This is a genomic window from Kitasatospora sp. CB02891, assembly GCF_002803145.1.
In the GTDB taxonomy this organism is placed as follows: Bacteria; Actinomycetota; Actinomycetes; order Streptomycetales; family Streptomycetaceae; genus Kitasatospora; species Kitasatospora griseola.
Map to the genome: position 1 here is coordinate 155,479 of NZ_NNBO01000017.1, position 15,731 is coordinate 171,209.

Below are 15,731 nucleotides of genomic sequence, written 5' to 3' on the forward strand. Positions count from 1 at the left end.
CCGCGGATTCCGCACCGACGACCGGGTCTGCCTCCACGGCAGTGCCGGACCGGGCGGGCCCCATCAACTCCGCAACCCCGCCGAGGCCTTGCCACCGCCAATCCGCTCGCGGCGCCGCGTCCGCCACCCACCGCCTCCGGCCTCAGCGCACGGCACACCCTCCGACGTCGAGCCCCAGCCCCACCGTCCGCCCGGGAAGAGGCCGTTGGCAAAGCGGCATGCCGCCCGAGCCCGTGGCACGCCGAGCCGGCAGTCGCCCACCTGCCCGCCGCCCCGGGGCGAGCGACGCCATGCCGATCCACTCCCACTTTCGGTGCGGGCACCTCACCACCCGCCCACCGACACCGACCCGCCGCACAGCCCCGTCGTCCGCCCGAACCGCCGAACCGCAGGGTCTCGCCTCCCCACCGACCGGGCCCCGTCGACCACGTCCCGCTGCGCCCGGGTCCGTCCGCCACGCCCTCCCCGGGCGGGCAGCAGCGGCACCAACGTCCGTACGTGCAGCGCCTGCGGGCCCGGCCGGCGGAGCCTTTGGGGCGGGAGGTCCTTCGGCCCGAGCGTCCGCACAGCGGCCGGGGGCGTCGCTCGCGCCACCGCCACCCGCTCATGTGCGGAACTCCCAGGGTGGGCGGACGACGGCGCACCCCGAGCCGTCCAGCGCCGCGGCGAATCGCGGGTCGCGGGCCAGCGCCGACAGATCCGTGCAGACCTCGACCCCGTCCCCGGGGCGGCGGTCGGGTGTGCCGACGGCCCCGCACAGCAGTCTCGCCGCCGACAGCAGTGACGACTCCACCCGCTGCGCTCGCCCGGTCCGGGATCGCGCCGTCAGGCCGGCGACGGTCGCCGTCGCGCAGACCAGGCCGCCCAGGACGTCGCACACCGTCAACAGCGTCGCCTGCGGCGGCAGGCCGGGCGGAGCCAGCAGCGCGGCGAGACCGGAGTGCGCCTGCACGGGGTAGTCGGTGTTCACCCCGGGCGCGCCCCCGGACGCCTGCGCGTACACCAGGCCGGGCCGGACCGCGTCCAGTGTCTCCGCGTCCAGACCCAGGTCGGCCACCTTCGACGGCGCGAGACTGTGCAGCAGGACATCGGCCCCACTCAGCAACTCCCGTACCGCAGAACGCCCTTCCATCGAACGAAGGTCCGCCTCCAGCACCTCCTTGCCACGGTTGAGCGCAGCGAACCGCGCCGACACCGGTTCTCCGTCGAGCGTCGTCATCGGCGGCACGCCCCGCAGCGGGTCCCCACCGGGCGGTTCGACCCGCACCACTCGTGCGCCCAACAGGCTCAACACCATTCCGGCCATGGGGCCTTGTACGCGGCGCGCCACCTCGACCACCGTGACGCCGTCCAGCGGGCCCCGCCCGCCCGGCGCGACCTCGCGCAGTGAGGCCCCGGCTGCGCCCTCCCGCCGCCGCCAGGGCACCCCGCCGACCACCGGCGGCCGCGTCTCCGCCGGCGTCACCGTGACGCCGCACCGCTCGGCCGTCGCCGCCACGGCCCGGAACGCCAACCGGTCGGCCGCGGCGAAGAGTTCATCCGGCAGTGGGCACGTCGCCGTCCCGTACCGGGCCTGGAACGGGAGCCACGAACGGCCCACCAGCCGCCGGTCGACGCCGAGTTCGGTCCAGAACCGCAGCCAGCCGTCCGGTGTCAGGGTCTCCAGCTCGAACCAGACCCCGTCCGACGAGCGGAACGGCGGACCGCCGACCCCGACCGGCTCCGCACTGGGCTCCTCCGCCGTGGCCGCTGCCAGGTACTGCGACAGCCCGAGCAGCGCGGCCTGCGCCACCGTGACCTCCGCCTCGCGGTACGGTGCGCCCAACTCCCGGGCCCGCAGAGCCGCGAGAGCGCCGCCGGCGGCCAGCACCCCGGCCGATACCGACGCGAAGTCCACGCTCAGCAGTCGCGGACGGTCGTACCTGCGCCCATGGACGTGCATCACGCCGCAGGCCGCCTGGACGTCCGCCTCGCTCCGCAGCGGGAGCGCGACCGGTCCCGCCCACGACAGTCGGCAGGACACCGTCCGGTCGATCTCCAGCGCGCCGTCCGCCGACTCCGTCACCTCCGCCCCGGCAGCCCGCAGCAGGTCGGCCGCCACCCGCGAAGCGACCCTCGGCCGGATATCCCGGTCCTCCAGAACCTCGGACGCGCACAGCAGTTGATGGCTTGTCACTCGAACCTCCCAGAACCGTCGCGGGCCAGCCGCACCACCCCGCCCCGCCTCACCGAGAGGCCTGCCACATCACACTCGCCCGGCCCGTCCGCCCACCCGAACCGGGCGGCCGGACCAGCGCCCTCCCCACCGTCACGGCCTGCGGCCGTGCACCGCGTACACCACGTTCGAGCAGGCCCGGAACATGGGATCGGTGAACAGGGCGCGCAGCTCGGCGAGTTCGTCGTCCGTCAGGCCCTCGCGCAGCAGGGCTTCACGCAGGTGCCAGGTGTTGTGCACCTGCATCTCCAACTGCGGCGTGCCCGGCCCGAGCGTGTCCAGGTGCGGCGACGCCTCCACACCGACGAAACCGGCGCGCACCATCGCCGCGGCGCACTTCCGACCCCACCCCTGTTCCGACCCGCGCGTCCGGAAGGCTCGCAACTTGGCCTGCTGGTACCGCCGGTAGAGGTCACCGGCCCGCTCGTCCGGGACGGTCAGGACCGGCGCGTACTCGGCGTCGAACTCCAGCAGGTGCAGCACGCCGCCCGGCCGCAGGGCCGCGAGCAGGCGCGCCAACACGGCCTCCCGCTCCGGCAGATGGGACAGCACCAGCCGGACGTGCACCAGATCGAACGCGGCCTCCGGCAGGGCGTCCCGCACCACATCGTGGCGAAGCACCGTCAACGCGGGCCGGTCGGCCATCGGCAGCGGAACCAGGTCCGTGGCCAACACCGCACCACCGGGCCCGACTTGATCCGCCAGCCAGACCGCAATGCTGCCGGCTCCGGCCCCCACGTCCAGGCAGCTCATCCCGGGCTGCACCCCGACCCGACTCAGCTCGCCGATGCTGATCCGGTCCAACCACCCGGCCAGGCAGCGGTGTTGTCCACGCGCATGCGCACTGGCGTTGTCGAACAGGTACGAGCGCCCACCGCCCCCGGACGCCGACTCCCGCACCGCCCCGGCCATCAGAGCGCCCCAGCCGTCTCGCCGCCACGGTCGCCCGCCGGGAGATCGTCCGGCCCCGCAGCCGCCGCCGCGGCACCAGTCACTGAAGCCTCCTCCGACGCGGCCGCATCCGACCCCGGAGTGCGAGGCCCGGGCACCGAGACCGGCCCCGCCGGCTCCGCCATCGCCACCGACCCTGGCCCCGACACCGCACCCGACCGCTCCGCCGCGAACGCAAGCACCCGCTCGGCCGCCAACTTGCCCGAGCGGACGGCGCCTTCGCTGCTCGGCCGGAGCATCACCCAGTCGCCGGCGTACTCCACGGCCCGGGTCGGCCGGGCCAGGAACGCGGCCCGCTCCCGCACCGCCGCCGGCGAACCCTGCGGCAGGCCGAGCCGGAACCGGTGCACCAGGGTGCGAACGGTGGCGTCCCGCAGGCCCGGCAGGAAGCGTTCGGCCTCCGCACAGACCGTCTCCACCACCTGTTCGTCGGGCTGGTCCAGCAGCTCGGGGGAGATCCACGGGGACGCGAAGACGCTCGCCAGGCCCCGCCCCTCGGGGGCGCGTCCCTCGGCCTTCAGGTGGTCGAGGATCAGGCCCGTGCACAGCCGGCTCTCACTCTCCGGCACCGACAGCGCGTAGCTGGGGGAGCGGGTCGGACTCGGCAGCGGGCGGTCCAGCAGGCACGCGACCTTGAGCATCGGCGTGTAGGTGCTGGCCGCCAGGTACGGCCGTGCGTCCTCCGCGGCATCGCCGTGCAGCTCCAGCGCCAGCGGCGCGGGCACCGCCAGCACCACCTGCCGGGCCACCACCTGCGCACCGTCGGCGAACTCCAGCCGTGCACCGGCCCCGCCGGGCAGGTCCCGGACCGCCACCACGCGCGAGCCCAGCTCCACCCGGAGGCGCTCCGCCAGGCGGCGGGCCAGGGTGTCCATGCCGTCCCGGTAGGTCATCCAGCGGGCGCCGGCCCCGCCGACCGACATCAGCGTGGCCACCATCGGCGCGATCGCGGAGCTCTCCGGCCGCCAGCCGAAACAGTGACTGGAAAGCGGTTGCAGCATCGCCGCCAGCAGCTCCTCCCGCCCGCTCGAACCGGCGCAGAACTGGCTCAGCGTCAGGTCCCGGCTGGGCGCGGTCTCCGGACGGTCCGGGTCGAAGCCGCGCCAGGACGTGGCCAGTTCCACGGCGAACCGCAGCCACGCCGCCCGGCCCCGCCAGGACAGCCCGGCACCCGTCAGCAGGCCCTTCGGGTGGCCCAGATGGGCGTGCGCGCGGCCACCCCGCCAGAGCGCGAAGCCCGGCTCGATCACCGGCACTTCCGACTCCTGGATGCCGACCGCGCGAATCAACTCCCAGGTCGCCTCGTACCCGGCGCCCGCGATGGTCTCCGCGCCCTCGTCGAGCAGCCAGCCGTCCACCCGGGTGGACGCCATCCGCCCACCGACCCGGTCGGCACCCTCGAAGACCCGCACCTCACGCCCGGCGGCCGCCAGCCGGTGCGCCGCGGACAACCCCGCGATCCCCGCACCGACCACCGCAACATCGAGCTCGTCCACGCCCAACTCCTCCATCCGTTCCGCCATCCGCCCGCAACCCCGTCGCGCTTCCCGGCCCGCCACCTGACCCGCCACCTGACCCGGCCGCGCACCGACCCGTCGGCCTGCTCAGCTCGGCCGGCTCACGTCCACCGGCCCGTTCCGATCGGCGAGCTCCCCGCCAGCACCTGTTCGCGCAGCTCGTGCCGCCGCACCTTCCCGGTGGCCGTGCGCGGCACCGCGTCCCAGGGAACGAGCAACGGCTCGGCCAGCGGCGGCAGATCACGCACCGCGTCCCGCCAACGCTGCGGGTCGAGGTCGCCGGCGGCGGTGACCAGCACCGGCTGCGGGCGGCCGTCCGCCACCGAGAGCAGCACGGCCTCCTCGACGTCCGGCAGGCGCTCGTGCAGCACGTCCTCGATCTCGACGCAGCTCAGCCCGGGAACCATGTCCACCTCCCGGTCCAGCACGAAGACCCGACCGTCCCGGGTGTGCACCCCGAGGTCGCCGGTGTTGAACCACGGACCGTCGACCTTCTGCGCCCACCGTTCCGGCTCGCCGAGGTAGCCGAGGCACAGCGCACCGGTCCGGGCGTACAGCAGGCCCGTCTCACCGCGCCGCACCGACCGCCCGGGCCGCTCCGGATCGGCCACCTTCACCCGCACCCACCCGGGCACCGGGCGTCCCAGATCACGGGTGGTCGGATGCCGGCCGGTGGGTGCGGAAAGCGTTTTCCGAGTCAGGAACCGGAAGCTCAACGGACCGGTCTCGCTCTGCCCCCAGCCCTGCATCCACAACGGCCGTCGCCGCTGACTCGCGTTCAGGAAGGCCCGTACCGTCGGCGGGTGCATCGCATCGAAGGTCGAGATGAACAGCCGCACATCCCGGAACGGATTCGCCCCCGCCGCCGCAGAAGTCGCCGGTTCCGCCTCCGTGCCCGCCGCCCCGCCGTCGGCCAACTGCTGCCACCGGACATAGGTGGACGGCATCGCCTCCAGCACGGTCGGCGGGTGGCTGCGCAGCAGCGCGGCCGCCGTCGACAGGTCGGAGTCCGGCAGCAGCGCCACCGTGCGCGGGGCGCGCCAGAACGCGCTGACGGTCCAGGTCAGGGCGCGGCCGTGGGCGAAGGAGATTGCGCTGGCGACGGTGTCGTCGCCGCGCACCGACAGCACCGGCCACGGGCGTGCCTCGAACGCGGACAGCCGCCGGATCAACGTCCGGCTGGAGTGCACCACCAGTTTGGGCACCCCCGTGGTGCCCGAGGTGTGAATGATCGCCAGCGGCTCGTCGTCCCCGCGCGAGTGCACCGGCGGGACCGCCCCGCCGCGCAGGTCGTCCGGTGTCAACGCCCCCTCGGCGGGCCCGTCCAGGCACACCGTTCGGACGGCCAGTTTGTCCAGGTCGTGCCCGGCCGCCCGGGCACCCGCCAGGACGTCCCGCTGGGTGACCAGCACGTCCGGGCGCAGCCGGTGCAGCAGCGCGACCAGCCCGTCCGGCGCGACCCGGTCGGACAGCAGCGCCGGCACCGCGCCGAGCCGGGCCGCCGCGCACGCCAGCAGCACGTAGTCCCAGTGGTTGCGCTTCACAATCGCCACCGACGACCCCGGACGCGCCCCCGCGGCCGCCAGCCAGCCCGCGGTCTCGCGTACCAACTCGGCCAGTCCGGCGGTGTTCCAGCAGCTGCCACCGTCCGGCGCCAGGTCCAGCGGACGCCCCAACCGGACGTCCACCGAAGGGCGTTGCTCGGCCAGCGTGTCGAAGAGCGGGCCGAGGTCGAGCGGCAGCCGCCGAACCAGGGACGCCGCGCCGGCGCCGCGCCGGGTCGCCCGGCCCGGCCCCGTCACAGCCCGCCGCCGAACACCGCGACCGCCAGGTCCACGCCCACCAGCAGTGCGCAGCACAGCCGGTGCAGGTGGATGCCCAGTCGGCGTGCGATCAGGATGTCGCCCCGGACGAAGCCCAGCACCCACTGCCGGGCCCGCAACGCCATCACCGGGGCCATCACCAGCGGGAACCACCACGGCGCGATCCCGGCGACCGCCGAACCCACCAGCAGCACCGCCTCCAACGCCGAACACCCGGCCACGAACCAGGAGTTGCCGCGCGGCGACGCCAGCACCGCGACCGTTTTGCGGCCGACCGCCCGGTCGCCCGGAATGTCATTGGTGTTGGAGTACACGCCGAACAGCAGCGGACCCAGCCCGAACACCAGCGCCTGCACCGCGACGAAGCCGTCGAACCGACCGGTCAGCAGCCCGTACAGGGGCAGCACGAAGAGCCAGCCGAGCGCGGCGAGGAAGAACTCCTGGAAGCCGTTGTAGCTGATCCGCAGCCACCACGAGTACTGGAATCCGCACACCGCCAGCGTGACCACCCCGGCCACCGCCCAGGCCGGCCGGGTCGGTGCCAGCGCGACCGCCGCCAGCCAGAACAGCACGCACGCCGCCACCGTCGCCCAGCCGAACCTGATCGCCTGCGGCTCCGTCAACGTGCCTGCCACCAACGGCTTTCGAGCCAGTCGGCGGGCCGGCGCGTCGGGCCCGTAGTTCACCGCGTCGCTGCCGTCCCGGTAGCCGGTCACGTCGTCGAAGGTGCACATCGCCGCACTCATCGCGACCTCGCCGCCGAGGAACAGCACCAGCACCGCCAGCGTGCTGCCGACGCCCGTTCCGGGCCCCGCGTCCGATCCCGTCGCCACCACCATCGCGGCCACCAGCGGGACGCTCAAGTAGTAGTCGTAGATGTCGAGTTTGGCCAGCCTGGCGTACGCCCGCCAGGCGGCCGGGGCCGACCCGCGGGCGGTTGCCGCCCCAGCGGCAGCGGACACAGCGACGTGCTCCACGGAAGCAGTCCTCTCAATGGCGGCCGCAACCCCGGAACGCCAGTGCGCCGGGGGGCCTCAGACAACGAGCCGACCGCGCTGACGGCGCGCCAATTCGCCACGACAGGCGAAATAGTCGGCGACCACCATGATGACACAGAGCCACCGGGTTGATGTATTTCTGTGATAAGCGCAAAAAGCGGACGGGCGGCCATTCCGCCACCCGTCCGCCTGCATTTTCGATTCACCCGCTCAGGCGGAGAAGCTCCCTGCTCCGCCCGGCACGTGCGTCCCGCGCCCGGGCTGAACCGTCACCGACGGGCCGAGGCAGAACGGATTGCCGTACACCTGCACCGGGCGGTCCGTCTGATTGTTCAACACATGGGCGATGGCGGGGAGTTGCTGGCATCCGGACGGGTCGCGGTAGACATCCAGCGGCTGCGCCTCGGTGGAGAACACCACGACCTCGCCGCTTGCTGCTCGCGGTGCCGCAGGGGCGGGAGCCGCCAGGCCGATCACCGAGGCCGCAGCCACCAGGGAAACGAGAATTGCTCGCACAATAATCCTTAAACATGCTCAACGCCCATGTCTGTCATGGGCCCGCCCCATCGCTATCGCGCCCGCACGCCGGAATTCCAACAGCATGCTCCCCATTCACCCGCTCGGCGGGAGCGTGACGCTGCCGGGCCGCCCGACTCGCACCACCGCGCGCCGCAGAGCGGGGCAGCCCGGGCTCCGCCGTCATCCCCCGGTGGGGTCCGGCTTCCGGCTTCGCGCCCGACCCATCACCCGATCGAACTACCATCCCTGCATGACGACCCAGCCGTCCGCCCGCCCCGCCCTGTTCGGTCCGAACACGCACTGCCACTGGTGCGGAACGCCGTACCCGGCCGGCACCGCGACCTGGCCGCGCAGTTGCCCCGGCTGCCAGGAGATCAGCTACCGCAACCCGCTCCCGGTCACCGTCGCCCTGCTCCCGATCCATCACCCCGACGGGGACACCCGGCTCACCGTCATCCGCCGAACCATCGAACCCGGCTGCGGCGAACTCGCCCTCCCCGGCGGCTACGTCGACTACGGCGAGAGCTGGCAGCAGGCCGCCGTCCGGGAACTGCGGGAGGAGACCGGCATCCTGGCCGACGCCGCCGACGCCCGCCTGGTCTCCACCGACTCCGACACCCGCGGCGGCTTCCTCTGCCTGTTCGCCCTCCTCCCGGCCCGCAACCTCGCCGACCTCCCCCCGTCCGTCCCCACCGACGAGACCGAGGGCTGGCAACTCGCCACCGCCGACACCCCGTTGGCCTTCCCCTTCCACACCCGCGTCGCCCGCTCCTGGTTCAACGGCGAGTTCACCACCCGCTGAGCTCGCGGTAGCGCGGGAGCAAGCGGCAGAGGGAGCAGACGGCAGAGGGAGCAGATAGCAGAGGGAGAGGGAAAGCGCTTACCGTTCGCCGGACCGGAGAGCGACCGGACCAACCGGAAAGCGCTTACCGTTCGGCGACTCGAAATCGGTCGAGCCAGTCGGCAAGCGCTTTCCACCCATGCCGCCGTCCCCGTCGCCCCACCCGCCCCGCGCCTACTTCCCCAGCACCGCCATGGCCGCGTTGTGCCCCGGAATCCCGCTGACCCCACCGCCCCGCACCGCTCCGGCCCCGCACAACAGGACCCGAGCCGCCGAGGTCTCCACGCCCCACCGACCGGCCCCTTCCGCCAGGCCCGCGCCCGCGCCCACGCCCCCGGTCCCGTCCTCGCCCTCCACCCGGAACGGGAACGCCAGATCCCGGTGGAAGATGTTGCCGCCCGGCAGCCGGAGATCGGCCTCCAGGTCCAATGGGCTCCGCACCTCCAGGCACGGCCGACCGTCCGCATCGACGGCCAGGCAGTCCGCGAGCGGTTCCGCCAGCACCTCGTCGAGCGCGGCCAGGACTCCCTCCAGTGCGGCCTGCCGCGCCCCGTCCGGATCGCCGACGAACAGCCGCGCCGGCAGGTGCAGCCCGAACAGCGTCAGCGTGTGCCAGTCGGCCGGCACGTCCGGGCCCAGGATGGAGCGGTCCGCCAGTGAGTGGCAGTAGATCTCGGACGGCGCGGGGGAGGGGAGCCGGCCCGCCGAAGCCGCTCGGTAAGCGTTTTCCAACTCCCGGTACGACTCCGCGATGTGGAACGTCCCCCCGAAGGCGTCCCGCACGTCCACCGCCCGGTCCCGGAGCCGGGGAAGCCGACGAAGCAGCATGTTGACCTTCAGCTGCGCCCCCTCCGGACCACCCTCACCACCCGCCACCCCGGCCCCGGCTCCGGCCGCGACCCCAGAACCGGCCCCCGCCCCAACCCCGGCCGCCACCCCGCCGCCCGCACCCAGCAGGCGCGCAAGCTCCACCGGCGCCGCGTTGCACAGCACCCACCGCGCCCCGACCCGCCGCTCCACCCCGTCCGCGTCCAGGTACCCGACCTCGGCCGGCCGCCCCGGCCCGCCCGGGTCCACCGCGACGACCTCGCACCCCGTCCGGAACTCCGCCCCACCCGCCCGGGCCGCCTCCGCCAGCGCACCCGTCACCGCGCCCATGCCGCCCACCGGCACGTCCCAGTCGCCCGTGCCGCCGCCGATCACGTGGTACAGGAAGCACCGGTTCTGCCGCAGCGAGGGATCGTGCGCACGGGTGAACGTCCCGATCAGGGCGTCCGTCAGCACCACGCCCCGCACCACGTCGTCCGTGAACCGCCGCTCCAGCGCCTCGCCCAACGGCCGCTCGAACAACTCCGCCCAGGCCACCGGATCGTCCACCCGCGCCCGCAGTTCCGCCCGCGACGGCAACGGCTCCGTCAGCGAGGGGAACACCCGCTGCGCCACCCGCCCGGTCATCCCGTAGAACTCCTGCCAGGCAGTGAACTCCCGTTCTCCACCCGTCAGTTCGCGGAACGACTCGGCCGTCCGCCGCCCGTCCGCGGCATCCACCAGCAGTCCGCCGGACCGCCCGTCCCGCTCCCACGGCGTGTAGGAGGAGATCCGCCGACGCCGCAGCTCCACCCGTACGCCCAGCTCCGCGAGAATCCGTCGCGGCAGCAGACTCACCAGGTACGAGTAGCGCGACAGCCGCGCGTCCACCCCGGGGAACGCCCGCTCCGAGACCGCCGCCCCACCCACGTGCCCGAGCCGCTCCAGCACCAGCACCCGCAATCCGGCACGCCCCAAGTACCCGGCCGCCACCAGCCCGTTGTGCCCGCCACCCACGATCACCACGTCATAAGCCACCGTCATCCCGCCGTCCTACCACCCCCTGCCGCCGCCCACCACCCACCGTGCAGAACCCACCGCCGGCCTCTCGCCGCGCACCGACATCGCAGCTCCCACCACCCACGACCGTCACATCGACCCCTGGACTGTCCACCACCAGGGCGAACCCTGGACCCCCGGAGGATCACGTGGCATGGTCAGCACCGTCAGCACCCCACGGACGGCCCGCCACAAGCCCAGCCGTCCCCCCACCGGCCTGGAGATCATCACGTGAGCACCCCTCCGACCCCCCAGGACCAGCAGCCCCCGCACCCCGAGCCGCTCTGGCGTCCGGACCCCGCCCGCGCCGCCGCCAGCCGGCTGGTCGCCTTCCAGCGCTGGGCCGCCGAGCACCACGGCGCCCCCGCCGCCCCGCTCGCACCGGTCGCCACCGACACCGAGGCCGCCACCCGCTACGCGGACCTCCACCGCTGGTCCGTCGAGGACCTCCCGCGCTTCTGGACCGCCGTCACCGAGTACTTCGACGTGCGCTTCCACACCCGCCCCACCGCCGTCCTCGCCGAGCCGGCCACCATGCCGGGCGCGGACTGGTTCCCGGGCGCCACCCTCAACTACGCCGAGCACGCCCTGCGCGCCGCCGAGGACCCGGCCAACGCCGACCGCCCGGCGATCCTCCACCTCGACGAGCGCACCGCCGAGCCCGTCGCCACCAGCTGGTCCGAACTGCGCCGCCAGGTCGGCTCGTTGGCCGCCGCCCTGCGCGCCAACGGCGTCCGCCCGGGCGACCGGGTAAGCGCTTACCTGCCGAACATCCCGCAGGCCGCCGTCGCCCTGCTCGCCACCGCCGCCGTCGGCGCGACCTGGACCAGCTGCGCCCCCGACTTCGGCGCCCGCAGCGTCCTCGACCGCCTCCAGCAGATCGAGCCGACCGTCCTGTTCGCCGTCGACGGCTACCACTACGGCGGCAAGAACCACGACCGCACCGAGGTGGTCGCCGAGATCCGCCGCGAACTCCCCACCCTCCGCACGGTCGTCCACATCCCGCTGCTCGACACCCCCGCCCCCGAGGGCGCCCTGCACTACGACGACCTGGTCGCCGGAGACACCGCGCCGGTCTTCGAACCCGTCCCGTTCGACCACCCGCTCTGGGTGCTCTACTCCTCCGGCACCACCGGCCTCCCCAAGGCCATCGTGCAGAGCCAGGGCGGCATCCTGGTCGAACACCTCAAGCAGGCCGCCCTCCACCTCGACCTCGGCCCGGACGACCGCTTCCTCTGGTACACCTCCACCGGCTGGATGATGTGGAACTTCCTCCTCGCCGGCCTGCTCACCGGAACCACGATCGTCACCTACGACGGCAGCCCCGGGCACCCCGACACCGGCGCCCTCTGGTCGGTCGCCGCCCGCACCCGCGCCACCGTCCTCGGCACCTCCGCCGCCTACGTCATCGCCAGCCGCAAGGCCGACCTGCACCCCGGACGCGACCTCGACCTGTCCGCCGTCCGCTGCATCGGCACCACCGGCTCCCCGCTCCCGCCCGACGGCTTCCAGTGGATCTACGACGAGGTCAAGCCGGACGTCTGGCTCGCCTCCGTCAGCGGCGGCACCGACGTCTGCTCCTGCTTCGTCGGCGGCGTCCCCACCCTCCCCGTGCACCTCGGCGAGATCCAGGCCCCCTGCCTCGGCGCCGCCGTCGAGTCCTGGGACCCCGCCGGCCACCCCCTCACCGACGCGGTCGGCGAACTCGTCGTCACCAAGCCGCTCCCGTCCATGCCGACCGGCTTCTGGAACGACCCCGACGGCGTCCGCTATCACGACAGCTACTTCGACACCTACCCCGGCATCTGGCGCCACGGCGACTGGATCACCGCCACCGACCGCGGCACCATCGTCATCCACGGCCGTTCCGACTCCACCCTCAACCGGCAGGGCGTCCGGATGGGCTCCGCCGACATCTACGAGGTCGTCGAACGCCTCCCCGAGATCGCCGAATCCCTGGTCATCGGCCTGGAGGAGCCCGACGGCGGCTACTGGATGCCGCTCTTCGTGGTGCTCGCCCCCGGCGCCGTCCTGGACGACGACCTCACCGGCCGGATCCGCACCTCGCTGCGCACCGAACTCTCCCCGCGCCACGTCCCCGACGAGGTGATCACCGTCCAGGGCCTGCCGCACACCCTCACCGGCAAGCGCCTCGAAGTCCCCGTCAAGCGCCTGCTGGCCGGCACCCCCCTCACCGAGGCGGTCAACCCCGGCTCCGTCGACAACCTCGACCACCTGCGCTTCTTCGAACAGCTCGCCACCACCCGCAAGCACTGACCGACCCGCCCTCAAGGCCCCGAAAGGCCCCGAGGGGTCGCCGCCAACCCCCACGGTGGCGGCGACCCCTCGGGAGTCGAAGGTCCGGACGCCTACCCTCCGGACAACACCTGCCGCGCCGCCGTGCGGGCCTCCGCCGCGGAATCCGCCGCCCGAGCCGCCTCCGCCGCCTGCCGGCACTGCACCAACGACGCCTGCGCCAAGGCCGACCGCACGTACGGGATCGCCGCCGCCCCCATCGACAGACTGGTCACCCCGAGGCCCGTCAGCACGCACGCCAGCAGCGGGTCCGACGCCGCCTCCCCGCACACCCCGCAGCTCTTCCCGGCCGCCGTCGCCGCCTCCGCGGCCGACGCGATCAGGTCCAGCAGCGCCGGCTGCCACGGATCCTGCAGCCGCGCCAGCGAACCCACCTGCCGGTCCGCCGCGAACGCGTACTGCGCCAGGTCGTTCGTCCCCAGCGACAGGAACTCCACCTCCCGCAGCAGCGACCCCGCCCGCAGAGCGGCCGACGGAATCTCCACCATCGCCCCGTACTTGGCGTCCAACCGCGCCTCCCGGCAGGCCTCCGCGAACGCCCGCGCATCCTCGCGGTCCGCCACCATCGGAGCCATCACCTCCAGACGCGTCGACAACCCCTCCGCCGCCCGCGCCAACGCCCGCAACTGCGAACGCAACACCTCCGGGTGCTCCAGCAACGACCGCAGCCCCCGCACCCCCAGCGCCGGATTCGGCTCGTCCGCAGGAGTCAGGAAGTCCAGCGGCTTGTCCGCCCCCGCATCCAGCACCCGCACCACCACCCGGCCGTCCGGGAACGCCTCCAACACCTTCCGGTACGCCTGGACCTGCTTGTCCTCACTCGGCGCCTTTGCCGAATCGTCCAGGAACAGGAACTCCGTCCGGAACAGCCCGACGCCCTCCGCCCCGTGCTCCAACGCCGCCGGCAGGTCCGCCGGACCACCCACGTTCGCCAGCAACGGCACCATGAACCCGTCCGACGTCCGCCCCGGCCCCGAGGACGCCGCCAACGCCGCCTGCCGCTCCGCCGCAAGTCGACGCAGCTCCTCCTGCCGCTCCACCGACGGCTCCACCACCACCTCACCGGTCGACCCGTCGACCGCCACCACCACCCCCTCCGCCAACTCCGTCGCCCGCGGCATCGCCACCACCGCCGGCACCCCAAGCGCCCGCGCCAGAATCGCGCTGTGCGAGGTCGGCCCACCCTCCTCGGTCACGAACCCCAGCACCAGCGACGGATCCAGCAGCGCCGTGTCCGCCGGCGCCAGGTCCCGCGCCAGCAACACGTAGGGCTCATCGCTGTCCGGCACCCCCGGCATCGGCACGCCCAACAGCCGCGCCACGATCCGGTTCCGCACGTCGTCCAGGTCCGCGACCCGCCCCGCCAGGTACTCGCCCGCCGCGGCCAACAGGGTCCGGTACGCCGCGAACGCGTCGTACACCCCGCGCTCCGCGCTGTTGCCCTCCGAGATCCGCCGATTCACATCCGCGATCAGCTCCGGATCCTGCGCCATCAGCGCCTGGGCCTCCAGCACCGCCTGCGCCTCACCGCCCGCCAGATTCCCGCGCGCGTTCAGATCCGCCGCCACCGCCTCCACCGCGGCCTGCGCCCGGGCCTGCTCCCGCGGTGCCTCCGCCGTCGAGATCTGCGTGGACGGCGGCTCCAGCACCGCCGTCCCCATGTGCCGCACCGGCCCGACGGCGACCCCATGACTCACGCCCACACCGCGCAGCATCCGCTCCATGGCCCGAACCCTTTCGTCCGTCGTCGCCGTCAGTTCCAGACGAACAGCTCGCCGCCGGCCGTGACCTCGCCGGACTCCGCCACCCCGCTCAGCTGCTCCGCGGACGCCTCCAACGCCACGATCGGCGAGATCGGCGACTTCCCCGCCGCCTCGACCGCGGCCGGATTCCACTTGATCACCGGCTGCCCCCGCTTCACCCGGTCCCCCTTGTGCACGAGCAGCTCGAACCCCTCCCCATTCAGCTGCACGGTGTCGATCCCCAGATGCGTCAGCACCCCGTGCCCGTTCTCGTCCATCACCACGAACGCGTGCGGGTGCATCGACACCACCTGCCCGTCCACCGGCGACACCGCCTCGATCGGCTCCCGCAGCGGATCGATCGCCGTCCCCGGCCCCACCATCGCTCCCGCGAACACCGGGTCGGGCACATTGGCGAGGCCGACAGCACGTCCGGCGAGCGGCGACGTCACAGTGGTCATGGTGGAGCCTCCCAGGTACGGAGTACATCGCGTGCGGCCGCGAGGCAGCGGCCCGTTGATCGACTGAACCCAAATTACGTCAACTCGGACATTTCATGACGTAACGCCCACGAGTCGCCCGAGTGAAGATCGATCCCGACGTCGACCCCGCCGCACACGAACCGACCGTCGCGCACCCTCTCCTCCGGGCCAGCCACCCCCAAGTGGTCTAGTCCTCTTGGCCAACGCGCCGCACTCTACGGCATCCGGGTAGACCCCCCTCTGCCCTGCCCGCACGGGCAGATCGCTGCCGTCCGAGTGATCCATCCCGGCTCGATTAGGCGCTCGGCCGCCGACCCGCTATCGTTGCTCAGGTCGCCGCGCAACGGCGGTAAACAGAGCAAGTCGAGAACGTAAAGCCGCGGTCAACGCCGAGGAAACGGTCTGATAAGCTCGAAACACGAACGAAGCGCCCGGAGGGTCCGCAGGAATGCGGCTCGAAG

At 73.4% G+C, this 15,731-nt stretch carries 11 protein-coding genes; 2 read left to right on the forward strand and 9 right to left on the reverse strand.

The window, feature by feature from the left end; all coding sequences use genetic code 11:
- Positions 1-604 precede the first annotated feature (604 nt).
- The 6 genes from CG736_RS30505 to CG736_RS30530 form a co-directional block, all read right to left on the reverse strand.
- Entirely contained in the window at positions 605-2,176 is a 1,572-nt protein-coding gene (locus CG736_RS30505; RefSeq protein ID WP_198520660.1) for a CoA transferase, read from the reverse strand.
- 132 nt (positions 2,177-2,308) lie between these two features.
- On the reverse strand, positions 2,309-3,127 hold the full coding sequence (locus CG736_RS30510; RefSeq protein WP_198520661.1) for a class I SAM-dependent methyltransferase: 819 nt from the start codon (positions 3,125-3,127) through the stop codon (positions 2,309-2,311).
- Complete coding sequence (locus CG736_RS30515) at positions 3,127-4,689, reverse strand: NAD(P)/FAD-dependent oxidoreductase (RefSeq protein ID WP_198520662.1); 1,563 nt, start codon at positions 4,687-4,689, stop codon at positions 3,127-3,129. Before CG736_RS30515 ends, CG736_RS30510 begins: the two co-directional genes overlap by 1 nt.
- A gap of 95 nt (positions 4,690-4,784) precedes the next feature.
- Complete coding sequence (locus CG736_RS30520) at positions 4,785-6,485, reverse strand: class I adenylate-forming enzyme family protein (protein ID WP_232734283.1); 1,701 nt, start codon at positions 6,483-6,485, stop codon at positions 4,785-4,787.
- Complete coding sequence (locus CG736_RS30525) at positions 6,482-7,468, reverse strand: UbiA family prenyltransferase (RefSeq protein WP_198520663.1); 987 nt, start codon at positions 7,466-7,468, stop codon at positions 6,482-6,484. Before CG736_RS30525 ends, CG736_RS30520 begins: the two co-directional genes overlap by 4 nt.
- 246 nt (positions 7,469-7,714) lie before the next feature.
- On the reverse strand, positions 7,715-7,996 hold the full coding sequence (locus CG736_RS30530) for a hypothetical protein (protein WP_229848435.1): 282 nt from the start codon (positions 7,994-7,996) through the stop codon (positions 7,715-7,717).
- Between the two features lie 277 nt (positions 7,997-8,273).
- Here CG736_RS30530 and CG736_RS30535 point away from each other — a divergent pair, with 277 nt between their 5' ends.
- A complete protein-coding gene (locus CG736_RS30535) occupies positions 8,274-8,825 on the forward strand; it encodes an NUDIX domain-containing protein (RefSeq protein WP_100589363.1) in 552 nt (183 codons plus the stop codon).
- A 213-nt stretch (positions 8,826-9,038) separates the two neighbouring features.
- Here CG736_RS30535 and CG736_RS30540 read toward each other — a convergent pair whose 3' ends face one another.
- Positions 9,039-10,715 carry an NAD(P)/FAD-dependent oxidoreductase gene (locus CG736_RS30540; RefSeq protein ID WP_100589364.1) on the reverse strand — a complete coding sequence of 559 codons (1,677 nt, stop codon included), beginning with the start codon at positions 10,713-10,715 and terminating at the stop codon, positions 9,039-9,041.
- 246 nt (positions 10,716-10,961) lie between these two features.
- Between CG736_RS30540 and CG736_RS30545 the strand changes: the two genes are divergently transcribed.
- Positions 10,962-13,007, forward strand: a complete 2,046-nt coding sequence (locus CG736_RS30545) for an acetoacetate--CoA ligase (RefSeq protein WP_100589365.1) — start codon at positions 10,962-10,964, stop codon at positions 13,005-13,007.
- Positions 13,008-13,099: 92 nt separating this feature from the next.
- On the opposite strand, the gene ptsP is transcribed toward CG736_RS30545, so the two are convergent.
- Both ptsP and CG736_RS30555 read right to left on the reverse strand, forming a co-directional pair.
- Positions 13,100-14,770: a phosphoenolpyruvate--protein phosphotransferase gene (ptsP, locus tag CG736_RS30550; protein WP_100589366.1), complete on the reverse strand. Its 1,671-nt coding sequence runs from the start codon at positions 14,768-14,770 to the stop codon at positions 13,100-13,102.
- Positions 14,771-14,799: 29 nt separating this feature from the next.
- On the reverse strand, positions 14,800-15,249 hold the full coding sequence (locus CG736_RS30555; protein ID WP_100589367.1) for a PTS glucose transporter subunit IIA: 450 nt from the start codon (positions 15,247-15,249) through the stop codon (positions 14,800-14,802).
- Between the last annotated feature and the right edge of the window lie 482 nt (positions 15,250-15,731).